Annotated in this window: 18 protein-coding genes; 11 read left to right on the top strand and 7 right to left on the bottom strand. The window is 69.7% G+C overall.

Annotated features, from left to right (window positions below):
• The first annotated feature begins 11 nt into the window (after nt 1-11).
• Genes ABZ863_RS24850 through ABZ863_RS24840 form a run of 3 tightly spaced genes read left to right on the top strand, consistent with a single transcriptional unit; the run spans nt 12 to nt 3,678 of the window.
• Entirely contained in the window at nt 12-1,061 is a 1,050-nt protein-coding gene (locus ABZ863_RS24850; protein WP_358539914.1) for a thiamine ABC transporter substrate-binding protein, read from the top strand.
• Nucleotides 1,037-2,662, top strand: coding sequence for an ABC transporter permease subunit (locus ABZ863_RS24845; RefSeq protein WP_358539911.1), 1,626 nt, complete (start codon nt 1,037-1,039; stop codon nt 2,660-2,662). Before ABZ863_RS24850 ends, ABZ863_RS24845 begins: the two co-directional genes overlap by 25 nt.
• Entirely contained in the window at nt 2,662-3,678 is a 1,017-nt protein-coding gene (locus ABZ863_RS24840) for an ABC transporter ATP-binding protein (protein WP_358539908.1), read from the top strand. Before ABZ863_RS24845 ends, ABZ863_RS24840 begins: the two co-directional genes overlap by 1 nt.
• A gap of 82 nt (nt 3,679-3,760) precedes the next feature.
• Here the strand turns inward: ABZ863_RS24840 and ABZ863_RS24835 are convergent, their stop codons facing one another.
• Nucleotides 3,761-4,297, bottom strand: a complete 537-nt coding sequence (locus ABZ863_RS24835; protein WP_358539905.1) for a PadR family transcriptional regulator — start codon at nt 4,295-4,297, stop codon at nt 3,761-3,763.
• A gap of 127 nt (nt 4,298-4,424) precedes the next feature.
• Here ABZ863_RS24835 and ABZ863_RS24830 point away from each other — a divergent pair, with 127 nt between their 5' ends.
• Both ABZ863_RS24830 and ABZ863_RS24825 read left to right on the top strand, forming a co-directional pair.
• Entirely contained in the window at nt 4,425-5,300 is an 876-nt protein-coding gene (locus tag ABZ863_RS24830) for an SDR family NAD(P)-dependent oxidoreductase (protein WP_358539903.1), read from the top strand.
• Nucleotides 5,297-6,124: an SDR family NAD(P)-dependent oxidoreductase gene (locus ABZ863_RS24825; RefSeq protein WP_358539900.1), complete on the top strand. Its 828-nt coding sequence runs from the start codon at nt 5,297-5,299 to the stop codon at nt 6,122-6,124. The genes ABZ863_RS24830 and ABZ863_RS24825 overlap by 4 nt, the downstream gene beginning before the upstream one ends.
• Nucleotides 6,125-6,312: 188 nt before the next feature.
• Here the strand turns inward: ABZ863_RS24825 and ABZ863_RS24820 are convergent, their stop codons facing one another.
• From ABZ863_RS24820 to ABZ863_RS24810, 3 genes are read right to left on the bottom strand one after another with little or no spacing between them, the layout of a single operon-like run.
• Nucleotides 6,313-7,194, bottom strand: coding sequence for an ABC transporter permease subunit (locus ABZ863_RS24820; RefSeq protein WP_358539897.1), 882 nt, complete (start codon nt 7,192-7,194; stop codon nt 6,313-6,315).
• Nucleotides 7,191-8,165: an ABC transporter ATP-binding protein gene (locus ABZ863_RS24815; RefSeq protein WP_358539894.1), complete on the bottom strand. Its 975-nt coding sequence runs from the start codon at nt 8,163-8,165 to the stop codon at nt 7,191-7,193. Before ABZ863_RS24815 ends, ABZ863_RS24820 begins: the two co-directional genes overlap by 4 nt.
• Complete coding sequence (locus ABZ863_RS24810) at nt 8,162-9,208, bottom strand: outer membrane lipoprotein carrier protein LolA (protein ID WP_358539891.1); 1,047 nt, start codon at nt 9,206-9,208, stop codon at nt 8,162-8,164. Before ABZ863_RS24810 ends, ABZ863_RS24815 begins: the two co-directional genes overlap by 4 nt.
• 128 nt (nt 9,209-9,336) lie before the next feature.
• On the opposite strand from ABZ863_RS24810, the gene ABZ863_RS24805 reads away from it, so the two are divergent.
• Genes ABZ863_RS24805 through ABZ863_RS24790 form a run of 4 tightly spaced genes read left to right on the top strand, consistent with a single transcriptional unit; the run spans nt 9,337 to nt 12,129 of the window.
• On the top strand, nt 9,337-10,041 hold the full coding sequence (locus ABZ863_RS24805) for a response regulator transcription factor (protein WP_358539888.1): 705 nt from the start codon (nt 9,337-9,339) through the stop codon (nt 10,039-10,041).
• On the top strand, nt 10,038-11,381 hold the full coding sequence (locus tag ABZ863_RS24800; protein ID WP_358539885.1) for a HAMP domain-containing sensor histidine kinase: 1,344 nt from the start codon (nt 10,038-10,040) through the stop codon (nt 11,379-11,381). The genes ABZ863_RS24805 and ABZ863_RS24800 overlap by 4 nt, the downstream gene beginning before the upstream one ends.
• Nucleotides 11,382-11,393: 12 nt before the next feature.
• Nucleotides 11,394-11,825 (top strand): NUDIX domain-containing protein, encoded by a 432-nt coding sequence (locus tag ABZ863_RS24795; protein ID WP_358539882.1) that lies wholly within the window; start codon nt 11,394-11,396, stop codon nt 11,823-11,825.
• Between the two features lie 4 nt (nt 11,826-11,829).
• Nucleotides 11,830-12,129, top strand: coding sequence for a YciI family protein (locus ABZ863_RS24790; protein WP_358539879.1), 300 nt, complete (start codon nt 11,830-11,832; stop codon nt 12,127-12,129).
• A gap of 10 nt (nt 12,130-12,139) precedes the next feature.
• On the opposite strand, the gene ABZ863_RS24785 is transcribed toward ABZ863_RS24790, so the two are convergent.
• Nucleotides 12,140-12,304 carry a hypothetical protein gene (locus ABZ863_RS24785; protein ID WP_358539877.1) on the bottom strand — a complete coding sequence of 55 codons (165 nt, stop codon included), beginning with the start codon at nt 12,302-12,304 and terminating at the stop codon, nt 12,140-12,142.
• Between the two features lie 165 nt (nt 12,305-12,469).
• On the opposite strand from ABZ863_RS24785, the gene typA reads away from it, so the two are divergent.
• Nucleotides 12,470-14,374: a translational GTPase TypA gene (typA, locus tag ABZ863_RS24780; protein ID WP_358539874.1), complete on the top strand. Its 1,905-nt coding sequence runs from the start codon at nt 12,470-12,472 to the stop codon at nt 14,372-14,374.
• Between the two features lie 4 nt (nt 14,375-14,378).
• Here the strand turns inward: typA and ABZ863_RS24775 are convergent, their stop codons facing one another.
• Nucleotides 14,379-14,897, bottom strand: coding sequence for an LppA family lipoprotein (locus ABZ863_RS24775; RefSeq protein ID WP_358539872.1), 519 nt, complete (start codon nt 14,895-14,897; stop codon nt 14,379-14,381).
• 311 nt (nt 14,898-15,208) lie between these two features.
• Here ABZ863_RS24775 and ABZ863_RS24770 point away from each other — a divergent pair, with 311 nt between their 5' ends.
• The gene (locus tag ABZ863_RS24770) at nt 15,209-16,945 is read left to right on the top strand and encodes an ABC transporter family substrate-binding protein (RefSeq protein ID WP_358539870.1); all 1,737 of its coding nucleotides are present in this window, start codon (nt 15,209-15,211) and stop codon (nt 16,943-16,945) included.
• Nucleotides 16,946-17,073: 128 nt separating this feature from the next.
• Here the strand turns inward: ABZ863_RS24770 and ABZ863_RS24765 are convergent, their stop codons facing one another.
• On the bottom strand, nt 17,074-18,468 hold the full coding sequence (locus ABZ863_RS24765) for a HEAT repeat domain-containing protein (RefSeq protein WP_358540094.1): 1,395 nt from the start codon (nt 18,466-18,468) through the stop codon (nt 17,074-17,076).
• Nucleotides 18,469-18,531: the final 63 nt, after the last annotated feature.

Raw genomic sequence — 18,531 nt, 5'->3', positions numbered from 1 at the left:
TAGGAGGGTGGATGAGATTCCTTCGCACTGCGGCAGTGGTGTCCGTCGCTGGTGTACTGACCGCGAGCTGCACGGTGCTCAGCGGGGACGGCGGCGAACCTGAGGGCCCGACCACCGTCACCCTGGTGACGCACGACTCGTGGGCGGCGCCGCAGGAGGTCCTGGACGCGTTCGAACGCCAGTCCGGCATCCGCATCCGCGTGCTCAAGGAGGGCGATGCGGGGGAGCTGACCAACAAGCTGGTCCTCACCAAGGCCAACCCCATCGCCGATGTCGCCTACGGTGTCGACTCCACGTTCGCCTCCCGCGCACTGGCGGAGGAGGTGTTCGAGCCGTATACCAGCCCCGAGGCCAACCGCGGCCCCCAGCGTTACTCCATCGACCCGCAGCACAGGCTCTCCGCCGTCGACGTCGGCGACGTGTGCGTGAACATCGACACCGGCTGGTTCACCGACAACGATGTGCCGGAGCCGAAGACCTTCGACGATCTCGCCGACCCGCGCTACCGCGGTCTGCTGGTGGTGCCCAACCCCGCGACGTCCTCGCCGGGGCTGGCCTTCCTGCTCGCGACGGTCGCCCGCTACGGCGAGCAGGGCTGGCGTGACTATTGGTCCCGGCTCGAGGGCAACGACGTTCAGGTCGTCAGCGGCTGGACGGAGGCCTACACACAGGAGTTCTCCGGCTCGTCCGGTAACGGACCGAAACCGATGGTGTTGTCCTACGCATCCTCGCCAGCCGCGGAGATCGGCGAGGACGGGCAGCCGCGTACCAAGGCACTTCTCGACACGTGTTACCGGCAGGTCGAGTACGCCGGTGTGCTGGCAGGCACCCGCCAGGCCGACAACGCCGGCAAGGTCGTCGACTTCCTGCTCTCCCAGCAGTTCCAGTCGACCGTCGCCGAGAACATGTACGTCTACCCGGCGCGCGAGGGCGTGGCGTTGCCGTCCGGCTGGGCGCAGGCCGCGCCGCTGCCACAGAACCCGGCTTCGCTGCCTAGTGAACAGGTGCAGGCGGGGCGGGAGCAGTGGATCGAACAGTGGCGCGGGCTGCTGGAGGGGTAGCGGGGCTCGCGGGAGCGACGGCACTCGCCGTCCTCCCGATCGGGTTTCTCGCCGTCTTCTTCGCCTGGCCCGTGGTGGCGATCCTGCGGCTCGGCCTCGCGGACGGCGAGGTGGCCACCACGCTGTTCGAGGCGCAGACCTGGCAGCTCGCCCGGTTCACGGTCGCGCAGGCGGCCGCCTCGACCGTGGTCGCGGTCGTCGCCGGCCTGCCGGTGGCCTATCTGCTGGCCCGGGTGCGGCTGCGCGGTGTCGGGGCCGTGCGCACGTTCATCCTCGTACCGTTCGTGCTGCCGACCGTCGTGGTCGGCCTGGCGTTCCGCGCGCTGTGGCCGGAGGGCGGCGTGTTCACGATCGTGTTGGCCAATGCCTTCTTCAACGTCGCCGTCGTGGCACGCACCGTAGGCGGGCTGTGGGCGCATCTGGACCGGCGCGCGGAGGACGCCGCACGGTCACTCGGCGCCTCGCCGTGGCAGGCGTTCCGCACGGTCACGTTGCCCGCCATCGCACCGGCCGTCGCGTCGTCGGCGGCTGTGGCGTTCCTGTTCTGCGCGACGAGCTTCGGCGTCGTGCTCATGCTCGGCGGCTCGCGCTACCGCACGCTGGAGACCGAGATCTACCTGCGCACGGTGAACCTGCTCGACCTGTCCGGCGCGGCGGCCCTTTCGCTGGTACAGCTCGGCGCTGTGCTCGCGGCCCTGCTGATCGGCGCGGCGGCTCGCCGTCGAAAGGAGACGGCGGCGCGGCTGCGGGCAGCGGCGGACACGGCGCGCCGCCCCGAGGGGCGCGAGTGGTGGGTCGTCGCCGCCGGGTTCGCGGTGCTCGGGCTACTGGTCACGCCGATCATCGCGTTGCTGCTGCGCTCGGTGTCCACACGCGACGGTTGGAGTCTCGAAGGGTACCGGGCGCTTTCCGGTGTCGGCGAGTACGGCGCCCTCAACGTGACCGGTTGGGACGCGGCGATGAACTCGCTGCGCACGGCATCGGACGCGACGCTGCTCGCCATGATCGTCGGCGTGCTCGCCGCCGTCGCGCTGGTGGCCCTGCGCCGCTCACCGGAGCGCGGTGCGCGGGCGGCCGGCGAGGCAATGGACACCGCGCTGATGCTCCCGCTCGGGGTGTCGGCGGTGACCGTGGGCTTCGGGTACCTGCTCACACTCGGCGAGCTGCCGTGGGATCTGCGGACCTCACCGCTGTTGGTGCCGTTCGCGCAGGCGCTGGTCATCGTCCCGCTGGTCATTCGCATAGTGCTGCCGGTGTTGCGTTCGGTGGACCAGCGGCTGCGGCAGGCCGCGGCGACGCTGGGCGCGAGCCCGGCGCGCGTGTGGCGGGAGATCGACCTGCCGCTGGCCCTGCGCTCGCTGGCGGCCGCGGCCGCATTCGGTTACGTGGTGGCGCTGGGTGAGTTCGGTGCGACGAGCTTCCTGGCTCGCCCTGATGCGCCGACGCTGCCCGTGGCGATCAACGCGCTGGTGAGCAGGCCGGGAGAGCTCAACAGCCAGATGGCCTACGCGGCCTGCGCGCTGCTGATGCTGGTGACGGCGCTCGTGGCCGCGGTGATCGACCGCCTGCGGGCCCCGCAGGCGCAGGTAGGGGAGTTCTGATGCTGATAGTGGACGGGCTGACCACGCGGTACGGATCGTTCACGGCGGTGCGTGACGTGCGGCTGGAGATCGCCGACGGCGAGGTGGTCGCCCTGCTCGGCCCGTCCGGTTCCGGTAAGTCGACGCTGTTGCGTTCCATCGCCGGGCTCGAGCCGGCGGCGACGGGGCCGGTGCGCTGGGATGGTGTGGATCTCGCGCCGGTGCCGGTGCACCGGCGTGGCTTCGGGCTGGTGTTCCAGGACGGTCAGCTGTTTCCGCATCGTGACGTCGCCGCCAACATCGCGTTCGGTCTGCGGATGCGTCGTGTGCCGAAGGCCGAGCAGGCCCAGCGGGTGGGTGAGTTGCTGGAGCTCGTCGGTTTGTCCGGGTACGACCGCCGCAAGGTCACCGAGCTGTCCGGTGGTGAGGCGCAGCGGGTCGCGCTCGCCCGCGCGCTTGCCCCGCGGCCCCGGTTGCTGCTGCTGGACGAGCCGCTGTCCGGGCTCGACGCCGAGCTGCGCGAGCAGCTGGCCCTCGAACTCGCCGATGTGCTGCGGCAGGCCAAGATCAGCACGTTGCTCGTCACGCATGATCAGGAGGAAGCGGTCACACTCGCGGACCGGATTGCGGTGCTGGATGCCGGAGAGATCCAGCAGGCCGGCACCGTGCTCGATGTCTGGCGGCGGCCGGTCGACGAGCGGGTGGCCCGGTTCCTCGGGGTGACTACGGTGCTGGCCGGTGAGGCATCCGGCGGGCTGGTGACCTCGGTGCTCGGTACGGTCCCGGTGCCGTGGGCGACTGACGGCGCTGTGTCGCTCGGACTGCGGCCGAACGCGGTGCGGGTCGCCGATGCCGGGGTGGCGGCGGAGGTGCTTGGCCGGGTGCACCGGCGCGAGCACGTGCGGCTGGCGGTCCGGCCGGAGCGCGGACCTGCCCGCGTTGACGCCGTCGCGCCCATGGCCGCCGCCCTGCAACCGGGCGACCGGGTACACCTCGCCCTCGACCCGGATGGGATCGCGCTCATCGGCAGCGACTGAGCGGGCAACTCGCGTGTCTGAGCGGGCAACTCGCGTGTCTGAGCGGGGGACTCGCGTGCGGGAGCGGGGGACTCGCGAGTGGTTAGGGCTTCGGCTTTGCTGGGGGGACCGTTTGTGCCCACTCAGCCCAGTCGGCGAGCGCGTCGTAGAGCCGGACCGCCGCTTCGATGGTGACGCGCATTGCCCGCGTCTGCGGGCTGTCGCCGAAATCGCCGCGATCCTTCGCGGCGGCGGAGCCGCGGTACAGCTCCGCCTTCTCCCGGTAGAACCGCGCCTCCTTGTCCAGGTGCGCCTTGAGTTCCTGCGGTTCCATCAGCCAGAAGAACAATGAACGCAGTAGCGGGTCGAGCCGCATGGTGTGGTCGACCTCGACGTCGACGAGCCAGCGGCGTAGCTCGGTCATCCCCGCGTCGGTGATGCGGTACTCCTTGCGGCGCCGCGGCCCCTCGGCCTCGGCCTCGATGAGGCCCTCGGCGGCCAGCCGGGTCAGCTCGCTGTAGATCTGCGGATGCTTCGCGGGCCAGATCGAGCCGAGCGTTTCCTCGAATCGGCGCGTGAGGTCGTAGCCGCTTCCGGGTTCGCCGGCGAGCAGCCCGAGCAACCCATGACGCAACGACATCCACTCACCCTCTCCTGAGCTCCCGCCGGCTGGAGCGTACCTGTGCCCGGGTCCCGCTTGACACCCAGTGTAAGTACTAATAGACATGTAAGAACAAACATGTTGAGTCGATCATGTTGGAGTTGTCATGTCTGACCGGGGTTTCACCAAGGCTGTTCTGATCACTGGGGCGGGCGGAGGAATCGGAGTGCGCACCGTCGCGGCGTTCGCCGAGCGGGGGTACCGCGTCTACGCTGGCGTGCGCAGCACCGCGGGCATCCCGCAGCTCGACCGCACGGGCGTCACGCAAGTGGAGCTCGACGTGACCGATCCGGCGACCATTCGCCGCGCACTCGAATCGATCGCTGCCGAGCGAGGTTCCGCCGGGCTGCAGGTGCTGGTCAACAACGCGGGCGTGATCGTGCAGGGACCGCTCGAACTCGTACCCGACGAGGAGCTGCACCGCCAGTTCGACATCAACGTCTACGGCCCGCAGCGCGTACTCAAGGCCGCTCTTCCGTTGCTGCGCAACGGACACGGCCGGGTGATCAACATCAGCGCTGCCACCGCGCAGCTGGCGATGCCCTACCTGGGGCCGATCTCGGCGAGCAAGGCGGCACTGGAGTCCCTGTCGCACGCCGCACGCGTCGAGCTCGCACCGTGGGGCATTCCGGTCGTGATCGTCGAACCCGGTGCGGCCGAAACCCCGATCTTCGCCAAAGCCGAAGCGGAGGCGCGCAAGGCGCTCGCGCTGGCCGATCCGAGTCGGGTCGCGCTCTACCGCAACCAGCTCGCCGCGGTCGAGGGCGCAATGGCCAAACAGAAGCCGGGTCCGGTCGACAGGGTGGTCAAGGCGATTCTGCGGGCTGCGGAGGCTCGCGCGCCAAAGGCCTGCTACGTCGCGAGCCGGGACGCCCGACTGCTCCGTGTGCTTTCGCGACTGCCACTGCGGATGCGTGATCGGCTACTGGCCGGCTCGCTCGGCCTGGCCAAGGTGGAGCCCGCCGTCGGAGCGCCGCGATGAGCGCCGTCGTCCTCGCCGGCGCGACCTCCGGGCTGGGCAGGCAGGCCGCGCTGCAGCTCGCGAAGGACGGACACGAGCTGACGTTCATCGGCCGCAACCGTGAACGTGGCGAACGGCTCGCGCGTGAGACCGGTGGCCGGTTCATCCGGGCTGATCTGTCCACACTGGAGGGTGTCGAGCACGTCGCCGCCACCGTCTCGCAGGTGGACGTGCTGATCAACAACGCGGGCGTGATGACGCGTCGCCGTGAGGTGACGGCCGAAGGGTTCGAGCTGAACCTCGCGGTCCACCACCTCGCACCCTTCTCACTGACCAGCCGGTTGCTGCCGTTGCTGCGGCGGGGCGAAGGCCGCGTCGTGAACGTCAACTCCGAAGGACACCGTGCGCCGATGCGGGGCAGTGGGCCCGTGCTCATCAACTTCGACGACCTGCAGAGCGAGCGGTCCTTCGATCCGTTCCTCACCTACAGCCGTACCAAGCTCGCCAACCTGTTGTTCACCTACGAGCTGCACCGCCGCCATCCGGAGCTGACGGTGGCAGCTGTCCATCCCGGTGTCGTGCGGACCGATCTCGGCCGCCAGTTCCCGCGCGCGCTCGTGGCGTTGTTCCACATCACGGCACTGTCGGCGCGGCAGGGTGCCGCGCCCGTGGTCGAGCTCGCCACGTCGCCGGACATCGCCAACGGCGCCTACTACAGCCGCTTCACCAACACACGGAGCTCGCCCGCCTCCTACGACGTGGGAACCGCGCGACGGCTGTGGGAGGTCACAGAGGAACTCCGTGGTCCGTTCGCCGTCACCGGCCAGCTGAGGGGACCGTCATGACCGGCAAGTAGTTGTCTCGCCGCAGCGCGTTGGAGGCCACCGTAGCGAGCACGGCCGGTATCGCGACTGTGTCCACTGTAGACGCTGGGAGTGTCGAGGCGCCCGGGGTGGCTGGCGGGGCTGCACGACGACAACCACCACCAGTACCACCCCGACGTAGCCAAGATCGGCAATCTTCGGCCGTGAGCTCAGCCGTCCTTCGTGCTGAGCCGTGCGTAGGCAAGGGAAAGTGCGATCGCGATGTAGCAGACAGCCCGCACCGCACCCTCGCCCAGTGCCCCGGTCGGCATCGGATCGCGCAGTACGTCCACCAACGACGTCCATGAGCTGTTCAGCAGGTAGGGATGCAGCCAGGACAGCGCGTCGAGTGCCTGCAGGACGGAGAACACGATCACGCCGCCCAGCACGGATGCCAGCACGACCATCGGATGCTCTGTCCACGCGGAGATGGCCAGCGCGACCGCGCCGACAGCCCAGAGCTGCAGGGCCACCCAGCCCACCGCGATGGCCACCTTCACCAGTGCGCCCGGTAGCGACAGGGTCGTCCCGGACAGAGTGACCAGCGCACTGGACCCGTTGATCACCAACCCGGTGAGTACACCGGTCAGCGCCATCACCACCGCGGCCGTGACCGTGAACGTCGCGACGCCGGCGGCCTTGACGAACAGCATCCGCCCGCGGCTGACCGGTGCGAGCAGCCAGCCGCGCAGCGTGCCGTGTGCTGCCTCGCCGGCGAGCGCATCGGCACCGGACATCGCCGCGCTCAGCGGCAGCAGCAGGCTCAGCGCCATGAACAGCGTCGCGATCGGCAGCACGAGCGCGTTGCCTGCCACCCCGCTGGCGAGCAGTGGCCCGTCCCCGCCGTTGTTGCCGGGTGGTCCTGGCGAGTCGACCAGCGTCAGCGCGATACCGACGATCACCGGGATCACAGCCAGCACGCCGAGCACAGCCAGGGTGCGCGGCCTGCGGAAGATCCAGCGCAGCTCGGCGCGGAACAGCCGGGCCAGCGATGCGTGCGACCGCCGCGCCTGCGTGAGGTCGCCAAGGGCCGTCGTCGTCACCTCGGTCATGAGCCGGCCTCCTGGGTGAGCCTGGCGAAGAGATCCTCCAGCCCGGTCCGGGCGCGGCGGGCCTCCTGCACACCGGTCCCGCCGTGCACCAGCATGGCGATCACGTCCTGTGCGGTAGTGCCCGTGAGGTCGACACGCACACCATCCGGTGTCAACCGCGCGGGGATCCGCTTCTCCCGCAAGGTATCCATGGCGGTGGTTCCGTCCTGTGTGGACACAAGAAGTGCTGGCGAGCCGGATTCGAGCAGCTCGGCGAGCTCTCCCTGGGCCACTACAGTCCCCTCATTGAGCACCGCGACGTGGGTACAGGTCGCCTCGACCTCCGCGAGCAGGTGCGAGGACACCAGTACGGTGACGCCCGCGCCGTGCAGGTCGGCGATGATCGAGCGCACCTCCCTGGTGCCTGCGGGGTCGAGACCGTTGGTCGGCTCGTCGAGCACGACCATGCGCCGCGGTACCAGCAGAGCCCCGGCCAGGCCGAGTCGCTGCTTCATGCCGAGCGAGTAGCCGCGGTATCGGCGGTTCGCCGCGCTGGTGAGACCGACCCGTTCGAGCGCCTCGCCGACGGAACGGCGAATGTCCGATGTGGCCAGTCGCGGTTCGGCGGCTGCCATGCGCTGTAGGTTGTCCCGGCCGGAGAGGAACGGGTGGAACCCTGGCGACTCCACGAGAGCGCCGACGTCCGGCAGCGCATGCCCGGCCTCGCCCGGCATCGCGTGCCCGAGCAGCTCCACCGCACCGGCCGTGGGCCGGACCAGCCCGAGGAGCATCCGGATCGTCGTGGTCTTGCCGGAGCCGTTCGGGCCGAGCATCCCCAGCACGGCCCCCTCGGGGACGTCGAGGTCGACGTGGTCGACCGCGACTGTGTTGCCGTAGGTCTTGCGCAGGCCACGCGTGTGCGCGGCCAGCGCCGGTGCGGGTGTGGACGCCCCCGAGGGGGCGTCCACACCTGTCGCTGCCGTGGTGCTCACTTGCCTTCCAATGCCTGTGTCAGTACCTGCTCGGGCACGGCGCCGAAGGCCACGCGGCCGTCAGAGGTGACGAGTGCGGTGCCCACCTTGGTGTCGATCACGTAGCCGGAGCCGAACGCGCCGCTCACCGGCCTGCCCATCTGCTGGAGCAGGGCCTCGACGTTGACGTTGTCCCCCTCGCCGCCCGAAGGCGCTCCGGCGGGCATACGCCCGACGAACACGGTATCCCAGCCATCGCCGACGATCGAGCTCTCGGCGTCAGTAGGCGGCTGCTCGTGGGTGCCCGGCTTCGTCTGGTTTTCGGTGACCCTCGCGCCCTGTGGCGGGGTGAACTGGAACAGGTCCGCGGGCTGCGCGGCGAAGTCGATCCGGGTGAAGCCGATCTGCAGTGCCGGCTCCGTGGTGCCGTTGGTGTGCACGGACATCCGCAGCGGCACCCGCGTCTCGGAGTCGACCGCGATCCGCACCTCCCGCAGCAGAGTGCGTTCGGTCGGCTTGGGCGTCAGCACCAGCTCGTACGCCGGGCGGTCGGCGACCCTGGCCGTGCCGTCGACGGTCACGGTGCTGCTCTGCTGGATGTAGTCGAGCAGCTGGGTGGCGGCCGAGGCCGGGTCGGCCAGTTGCCCGTTCTCCGGCAGCTGGTGCCGTTCGGCGGCGGGCAGGGTCATCTTCGTCGCGCTGTTGTCGGTCGAGTTGTACGTCCACACGGTCGTGCCGTTGTGCACGACCGTCAGCTCGCTGTTGCTTTCCTGCACAGCGAACCTGCTGGCGTTGTTGCCGTCGTAGTACACGCGTGCGGACTCGGAACCCAGCACCGGCATACCAGGCACGCTCGGCAGGCCGAGCGAGTTGTCGATCGCGACGTCACCGGACAGCGCCGGCACATCGGCTTCGAGCACGGACTTGACGAGCGCCTCCGCACTGACCGGCGGCAACTGCGGTGCTTCGCCCGCGCCGGCCGGTACGGCGAGGACCGCCAGGCCGGCCGCGCCTATTGCGGTGCCGGCGACGGCCACAGCCACTGCTCGCTTCTTCGGATTCACTGCCCCTCCTTGGTCAACTCGAGTTTGCGCCCTTGAGCCTGCGCCCTGGGCACTGAGATCAGCCTGAGATGCTGAGAAGCGGCTGAGAGCCCGCGCGCGGCACGCCGGGAAAAGGCATCCTGAGAATCGTGAAACCACGAGTACTGGTCGTCGACGACGAGCCCGGCGTGCGCAAGGCGCTCCAGCGCGGGCTCACCGCGGAAGGAATGGACGTCGTCACCGCGGCCGACGGCCCGAGCGCGTTGCGGCTGGCGCAGACCGGCGCCTTCGACGTGCTGCTGCTCGACATCATGCTCCCGGGGCTCTCCGGTTACCGGGTCCTGCAGCAACTGCGGGGCCAGGGCGTGCACACGCCGGTGCTGCTCATCTCGGCCAAGGACGGCGAGATCGACCAGGCCGACGGACTGGATCTCGGCGCCGACGGCTACCTCGTGAAGCCCTTCTCGTTCGTCGTGCTCGTGGCCCAGGTACGCGCGGTGTTGCGGCGCGCGGCCACGCAGGGCGTGCGTGGGCCGGTACGGATCGGTGGCCTGACCGTCGACCGGGCTGCGCGGGAGGTCCGCTGGCACGACGATCCGGTGGCGCTGAGTCCGCGTGAGTTCGCCCTGCTGGAGGTGCTCGTCGGTCGCGCGGGCACGGTGGTGACCAAGGATGAGCTGCTGCGCGCGGTGTGGGGTGACGAGCAGGCGGCGACCCGCAACGTCGTCGAGGTGTACGTCGGCTACGTGCGGCGCAAGCTGGACGCGGTCGGCGCCGGTGCCTTCGTCCGCACCGTACGCGGGCATGGCTATGTGGCCTCCGACCCGGAGCTCGACCAGGTGACCGCCGGGTGATTCTTGCGCCTCGCCGCTGGTGGCTGCGGCGGAGCCTGCGGTTCCGGATCACACTCATCGCCACCACGATCACGCTCGGGCTGCTGTTCGGGCTCGCGTTGCTCGCCGGGAGGGCGCTCGGGCCGCTGCTGGTGAACTCGACGGACGCCGAGCTGCAGACCGTGCTCGCGGCGCAGGGCGCTCGTGTCGAGGCAGGCACGGTGCCGGTGGCGCCGGACGGCGTCGAGGTACGTGTGCTCGACACCGCCGGCGGGCCGGTGGACGGTGACCCGCGACCGGCGTTCGACGCGCAGGACGTCCGCGCGCTCAAGGCGGGCCTGCCGGTGAGTACCGAGTCCCGCGGCGACGTCACCACGAAGGCCCGCTGGCTGGGCTCGGTGGTGACGGCGCCGGACGGTAGCCAGCGGCTGGTCGCCGTCGGCGCCCCGATGGTGGGGTCGAGGGCCGCGATCGCGAACGGCTCCCGCTGGCTGCTGCTCGTCGCGATCGTGGGTGCGCTCGTCGCGACACTCGCCACTTGGCTCGGCGTGCGCTCGGCCCTGCGGCCGGTCGGCCGGATGCGCCGTTCGGTCCGCGCGCTCCCGCCGGGCGGGCGGCTGCCGCTGCCGGAGTCCCATGACGAGCTGCGGGCACTGGCCGTTGACTTCAACACGCTGCTCGCGCGGTACGAGGAGGTCGGCAAGCGGCTGAGGCGGTTCACCGGTGACGCCGCACACGAGCTGCGTTCACCGGTCGCGTCGATCCGGGTGCAGGCCGAGGTCGCGGTGGCCAATCCCGACGCCGACCTCGCCAACGAGACCCTCGCCGACATCCTCGCCGAGGCGGAGCGGCTGTCGGCACTGCTCGACGGGCTCCTCGCGCTGGCCCGCTCGGATGCGGGCGAGGTGCCCCCAGCGGAGCCGGTCGAGCTGGTCACCGAGGTGCGTGACGCGGTATCGCGCCTGCCGTCCGGGTCGCCACCGGTGCGGGTCAGCGCGGTGGTGCCGCAGGCGTGGGCGCTGGCCACGCATGCCGAGGTCGAGCTGGTGCTGAACAACCTCCTGCGCAACGCCTGCCGCTATGCCGAGGCGCAGATCGTGGTGTCGGTGCTCGCGTCCCGTTCCCGGGTGCGAGTGGTCGTCGACGACGACGGGCCCGGGGTGCCTGTGCAACACCGGGAGCGTGTGTTCGACCGCTTCTACAGGGTTTCCGACGATCGAGCGCGGATCTCCGGCGGCACCGGCCTCGGGCTGGCGATGGTGGCCGAGGCGGTGCGCAGGCGTGACGGCCGGATCACCGTGGGGGAGTCGCTGGACGGTGGTGCGCGGTTCCAGGTGAGCTGGCACAGGCACCCTGGGTAACGTTGCCCTCTCGTGGAAGCCGTTGCGCCTGTTGTCATCGTCGGTACGGCCATCGTCAGGGGCGGCCTGCTGCTCGCGCAGCAGCGCGCGTACCCGGCGCAGGACGCCGGGCTGTGGGAGTTGCCCGGCGGCAGGGTCGAGCCCGGCGAGTCGGACGCGGACGCGGTGCGCCGCGAATGCGCTGAGGAGCTCGGCGTGCGGGTGGCGGTCGGCGAGCGTGTCGGTGCCGACGTGCCGTTGCCGGGCGGCAAGGTGCTGCGGGTGTACGCCGCCACGTTCGCGGACGGCTCACCCGAGCCGCATGCGGTGGAGCACCGGGCACTGCGCTGGGTCGCGGCCCCGGAGCTCGCCGCCGTGGAGTGGTTGCCTGCCGACGTGGTTCTCGTGCCGGCGCTGGCGGAGTTGCTACGCGGGTACAGCGGCGGGGTGACAGGCTTACCGTGAATACATGTACGTCGTGCTGTTGACCTACACCGCGCCCCTGCAGGAGATCGACTACGTGCTGCCGGACCACACGGACTGGCTCGCGCGGCAGTTCGAGCACAATCACCTGCTGGCGTCGGGACGCCGGGACATGCACCTCGGCGAGGTGATGATCGCCAGGCCGATGCCCCGGCTCAAGCTGGACGCCTTCCTAGCCGCGGATCCGCTGGTGCTGAACCACCTGGCCCATTACGAGGTGGTGGAGTTCACGGCGACCCGGACCAGCCATGAGCTACGCCTGCTCAACGAGGCGATGCCGCACTGACCTGCGTCACTCACGTGGCGCGGGGGAGGTCGGCTTTGGCCTTCTTCAGCGCGAGCACTGGGCACTTCCGGCAGCGCGGGCTGGATTTGCAGCACTTCTTCTTGAGTTTGCCCGATTTGATCAGCTTGCGGACGGTGGCCCGAGGATCCGCGGCGGCACGGTGTTTCTTGCCCACAGGTCACGCTCCACGCTGACTCGACTGCTGAGCCAAGGTTAGGTGAGCCTACCCTTGATCGAGGTGTGGCGCTAGACACAATCCAGGCGCAGGTACTCTGGAGGAGACCACGGTCGGCCGCAGAGCCGCTGGTCGCCCCCGTTCTCTTCCCACAGGAGCCGACGCGTGCCTGCAATCACCGCCGAGAAGGTCAGGACCGACCTCCGCAACATTGCCATCGTGGCACACGTGGACCACGGCAAGACGACCCTGGTCGACGCGATGCTCCGGCAGTCCGGCGCCTTCGCCGAACGGTCGGAACCAGTGGACCGGGTCATGGACTCCGGTGAGCTGGAGCGGGAGAAGGGCATCACGATCCTCGCCAAGAACACCGCGATCCGTCGGCAGACGCCCGACGGCCCGGTGACGATCAACGTGATCGACACCCCCGGGCACGCGGACTTCGGCGGCGAGGTCGAGCGCGGCCTTTCCATGGTCGACGGGGTGGTGCTGCTGGTCGACGCCAGCGAGGGCCCGCTGCCGCAGACCCGGTTCGTGCTGCGTAAGACCCTGCAGGCGGGGCTGCCCGTCGTGCTCGTCGTGAACAAGGTCGACCGCGCCGACGCTCGCATCGCCGAGGTCGTCGAGGAGACGCACGACCTGCTGCTCGACCTGGCTGGGGACATCGACGACGTCGACCTCGACGCGGTGCTCGACCTGCCGGTGGTCTACGCCGCGGCGCGCGACGGCAGGGCGAGCCTGGAGCGCCCCGCTGACGGCACGGTGCCCGACAACGAGAACCTGGACCCCCTGTTCGACGTGCTGCTCGGCCACATTCCGCCGCCCACCGCCGATCCGGACGCCCCGCTGCGCGGGCTGGTCACCAACCTCGACGCGTCGAGCTTCCTCGGCCGTATCGCACTGATCCGCATCCACGCCGGGCGGCTGCGCAAGGGCCAGAGCGTCGCGTGGCTGCGCGAGGACGGTTCGGTGCAGTCGGTGCGGATCTCCGAGCTGCTAATCACCGAGGCCCTGACCCGCGTGCCGGCGCAGGAGGCCAGCGCGGGTGACCTGGTCGCGATCGCGGGCATCCCGGACATCACCATCGGTGACACGCTCGCCGACCCCGAGGACCCCGAGGCGCTGCCGCGCATCACGGTCGACGAGCCGGCCATCTCGATGACGATCGGTGTCAACACCTCACCGCTGGCGGGGCGCGGCGGTGGCGACAAGCTCACCGCGCGGGTTGTCAAGGCCCGCCTCGACGCCGAGCTGATCGGCAACGTGAGCATTCGCGTCCTGCCCACCGAGCGGCCCGACAGCTGGGAGGTTCAGGGCCGTGGGGAGCTGGCGCTGGCCATCCTGGTCGAGCAGATGCGCCGGGAGGGCTTCGAGCTGACCGTCGGCAAGCCGCAGGTGGTCACGCGGATGATCGACGGCAAGCTGCACGAGCCGTTCGAACGCCTCTACGTCGACGCGCCGGAGGAGCACCTCGGTGCCATCACGCAGCTGCTCGCGTCCCGCAAGGGCCGCATGGAGCAGATGGACGGGCACGGTACGGGACGGATCAAGCTGGAGTACGTGCTCCCCGCACGTGGGCTGATCGGGTTCCGTACCGACTTCCTCACCGAGACCCGCGGCACCGGCATCGCCAACCACAACTTCGAGGGCTATTTCCCGTGGGCCGGCGAGATCCGCACCCGGCACTCCGGCTCGCTGGTCGCCGACCGGTCGGGCCCGATCACCAGCTACGCGATGCTGCAGCTGGCCGACCGCGGCACGTTCTTCGTCGAGCCGGGCGCCGAGGCCTACGAGGGCATGGTCGTCGGTGAGAACCCGCGGGCGGAGGACCTGGACGTCAACATCACCAAGGAGAAGAAGCTCACCAACATGCGCTCCTCGACCGGTGACGAGCTCGAGCGCCTCGCACGCCCGCGCAAGCTGGGCCTGGAGGAGGCGCTGGAGTTCTGTGCGGTCGACGAATGCGTCGAGGTGGCACCGAACGTGGTGCGGGTCCGCAAGGTCACGCTCGACGTCTCGCAGCGAGCCAAGGAGCGTTCACGCGCGAAGAGCCGCGACAAGAACGCGTGACGCGTCAGTCCTGTCGTGGTGTGCCTCGTTGTTTGGCTTCGGGGTAGAGGTGGCAGCCGGTGGTGATGCCGAATCCGGTTCGTTTGCTGGAGCCGAACTGTAGTTGTGCGCCGTAGTGGTCGGTGAGCCAGTAGTCCTGGTTGTCGTCGATTTGCAGGGTGATGTTGGTGAAGCCGAATTCTTTGCCGACCGGGGTGACGATTGTTTTGGCTTTGTCCCAGCTGTCTGCGGGGAGTGGTGCGTCGACCAGCCAGGTGGGGAGCACGGTGTGTGTCGCGTCCCAGGCATCGACTTCGCCGAAGGCCCGGCACCCTCCAACGTCACGGTGCCGTCTTCGCGCCAGGGTGGTAGGTCGAACTCGTTGCTGAGGCGTTGTTTGAGTTCTTGGTTGAACGTTTCGTAGCGGTGGACGGCGTCGTCGATGGTCGGTCTTTGCATGAGCGTGTCGAATTGTTGCTGCACGGTCATGGTTTCCGCTCCCCCCTCCCTGCCGAAGTACCGGTCGGCGTCGTTCCCGGTGCACGCTGTGAGCAGGACGAGCGCTGCGGCAACCGCGGCGAGACCGCGCTGTGCTTCAAATCCCGTCACGATCCCCCTCCGTGCTCGACTGATAACCATAAGGAGCCGAGTGGCCGCTGCGCAGCTCGTTCACGCAGGTCAGGTAGAACTACTTGGGAACCAACCGGCGCAACAGTGCGTCACCCAAGTGGCGGTACCTGATCCGGTATCCGGGTTTGACGTGTGGTCTGGCAATCTCGTGATCAGTCAGCGAGAGAGCAGGTTCGGCAGGTAGGAGGGGGCTGCGGGGTGCGCGCGACGGGTAGGGGAGCAAGGATGCGTCCGCTGGCGTTCGTGTTCGCGATGGTGGCCGTCGTGCTCGCCGCGTGCACCAACACCCCGCCGGTGCCGACGGTGAGCACACCCGCGGCGCAGACCACGACGACGACGATCGCGACTCCGTCGCAGATCGTCGTCAGCCTCGACGACATCTCCGGCGGGTACAACCCGCACAACCTCGCCGACCTCTCGACCGTCACCTCGGCGCTGGCACAGATGCTGCTGCCGTCGGTGTTCCGCCCCGCCGACGACGGCAGCCTGAAGCTCGACGAGAACCTCATGGTCTCGGCGGAGGTCACCTCGCAGGAGCCGTTCACGGTGTCCTACGAGATCCGGCCCGACGCGTCGTGGTCGGACGGTGCGCCCATCGCGGTGGAGGACTTCGCCTACCTCGCCGACGCGATGAAGGCGGAGCCGGGGGTGGCGGACGCCGCCGGCTACCGGCTCATCTCCGGTATTCAGCCAGGAGCCGGTGGCAAGCGGCTCGACGTTACCTTCAGCAAGCCGTACTCGGGCTGGCAGACGCTGTTCGACAACCTCTTGCCCGCGCACCTGCTCAAGGACGCGCCGGGCGGCTGGCAGGGGGCGCTGACCGACAGCTTCCCCGCCTACGGTGGCCCGTTCTCGATCAAGACGCTGGACAAGGAGCGCGGCGAGATCATCCTCGAGCGCAACGAGCGGTACTGGGAGAAGCCGGCCGCTGTGGACCGGATCGTGCTGCGCAGCTCCGACCAGCCGGGCATGGTGGCGGCGCTGCGAAGCGGCAACGACCAGTTCGCGCTCACGAGCACCGACGCGGACGGCCTCCAGCTGTTCTCCGACCTCGGCCGCGACGTTCAGCTGCACACCGTGGCACGTACCTACCTCGCCGAAGCGCTGCTGCGGCCTGTCGGCGTGCTGGCCGACGATCAGGTGCGCGCCGGCGTCGCCGCGCTGCTCGACCGGGAGAAGCTCATCGAGGCCGGTACCCGCGGCGGTGCCTCGGCGAGCCTGCGCGCAAATGCCCAGGTGCTACCGCCCTCCGCCAGGGACTACCAGCCGACGATTCCCGATGCCGGCTCGCCGCGGACACCGCAGCCACGCAAGGCCGAGCAGCTGCTGACCGCGGCGGGGTACGAGCGCGAAGGGGAAACCTGGACGAGGGAGGGCGAGCCCCTGTCGATCGTGGTGGCAGCGCCCGGGCAGCGGGAGCCCTACGCGAGCGTGGCCGAGGAACTGGCGCGGCAGCTCAGCGAGGCCGGTATCAAGGTCACCACGCTCAATCCGCCCGCGCGCGAGCTGTTCAACACCCAGCTGGCCACGCCCGTGAACCCGCAGCCGCCGCAGAGCGAGCAGCCTGAGGCGCAGAACGGTACGACGAACGTGGACATCGCGGTGGTGCCGCAGTCGATCAGCAACGACCCGGCGTCCACACTGGCCTCGAACTTCGGCTGCCCGGCAGGCTGGGACGCCGAGCCGGGGGCTCAGACCACGCCACAGGTCCCGGTCACCACGACCGCCTGGTGCGACCGGGTCCTCCAGGCAACGGTCGAGACGGTGCTGACCGGTGAGGAGCCACTGGCGGAGCACCTGCCGTCGGTGGAGAGCGCGCTGTGGCAGAGCCAGGTGGCGATCCCGCTGTTCCAGCTCGCCGACACGATCGCGATCGGCCCCACCGTGTCCGGTGTGACGCCTGGCCCGGCGATGTCCGGCCCGTTCTCCTCGGCCGTCAACTGGACCCGCGCCCCCCGCTAGGCCACCGCCGCTTAAGACACCCAAGGCCACCTCGGGGGGACTGGCTCAGCAGTTGGGCGGTTTCGGATGTTCTTCGGGGCTGGTCAGGTAGTCAGGCACGATCGTCGAGGTAGAGGCCGCAGGCACAGTTACAAGGCAAACGCGCCGCGGTGGCCGTTGAGGCGGCCGCAGGCGGTGAGTGCCAGCACGCCGTGTCCGGCGACGCGCGTGTCGGGGCCGAGGGTGGTGAGGCCGACCGAGGTACGCCCTGCGATGAGGGTGGCGTAGCGCTGGTCGCGTGGGTCGGGCACCTCGATGCCTGCTTCGGCGAAACACGCCAGGACCCAGTCATGCCACTCGGCGTCGTCCTTGCGGAATTCGTCATCGTCGTCGTAGAGGTCGCTGTCCGGCGAATGGATGATGAACGTCCGCGCGACGTCGGGTGGCGCGTACTTGTCGATCACGTCGTACATTCCCCCTGGCGTGGGTTCGTGCAGACCGGACTCGGCGGGTAGCGGCTCACCCACCTCAACCTCACCAACCGAGAAGTCGTGGTGGTAGTAGCGGACCAGCGTGCCGTTGTCCGCGAGGCACCAGGCGGTCCAGTCATCACCGTCGTGCGCGGCGTACCAGTACACGGCGGAACGCAGCCGGCGGCTCAGTTCCACGCAGCGTCGCTGCCGGGCTTCGTGCTTGTTCTCGAAGCCCGCGTCTGCCTCGTCGCCGGGCTGTTCGGCTCGGTGTTCGGTGAGTTCGTCGTCGTGGACCGGGGCCCCGACCACCAGCGTCCACCCATCCAGCACCGGCGTCACGAACATCTGGGCGCACCACACGTGGTCGTGGTTCCCCACCGCACGGCTCCACCGGCGGTACGTGTTGCCCTGCGCCTGGGTGAAGCCGGCGCGCATCGTGATCGGCACCGGGGCGGAGAGGCCGAACGCGTCCAGTACCGCCTGACGATCGCTGGTGGGCACCGCGAACCACTCCCCGACGGGCACGACCGGCTCCGGTACCTCGGACGTCTGCTTGACAGCGATGAGCCGGGCCAGCGCCTGGCGATCGGCGGGGTCGATCTCGTCCCACCCAAACTCGGCGAGTGCGGTCAACGCGCCCCGGCGTTCCGGCAACGACGACCGCCGTACCTCCCGCAGCAACGACAGGACATCACGGCCGAACGCGGCCAACGCGCTGACCACCGTGAGCGACACCTTCGAGTTCGGGTCGGCCAGCAGCGTGGTCAGCACCCGCGCCCAGGGCAGCAACGGCTCGGCACCCTCGTACCCGAGTACGAAAGCAGCGAGGTGCCGCTCGTCGGGATCCGGTGACCGCAGTTCTACTATTGTCCGCCGCACCTGCTCGGTCACCTCGTCGAACCCGAGCAGCGCGCCGGCCCGCACCGCGGCATCGCTGTCGCCGAACGCGACGATCCTGACGAGCTCTGCATACGCTGCCGCACCAGCCTGACGTAACACCGCCTCCGCTGCTGGCCACTCCGCGCGACGCTCCGCGTCGAGCAACACGTCCGCAGCACCCCGCACCATCATGAAATCCACGCCCTACACACTACGAACGTGGCCACGGTGGGTGTAGCTCGGTTGTCCGGGTAC

This window comes from Saccharomonospora sp. NPDC046836 (assembly GCF_040645195.1).
Classification (GTDB): domain Bacteria; phylum Actinomycetota; class Actinomycetes; order Mycobacteriales; family Pseudonocardiaceae; genus Prauserella_A.
Note: the sequence above shows the minus strand (reverse complement) of the source record. Positions and strands in the feature narration are given on the sequence as shown.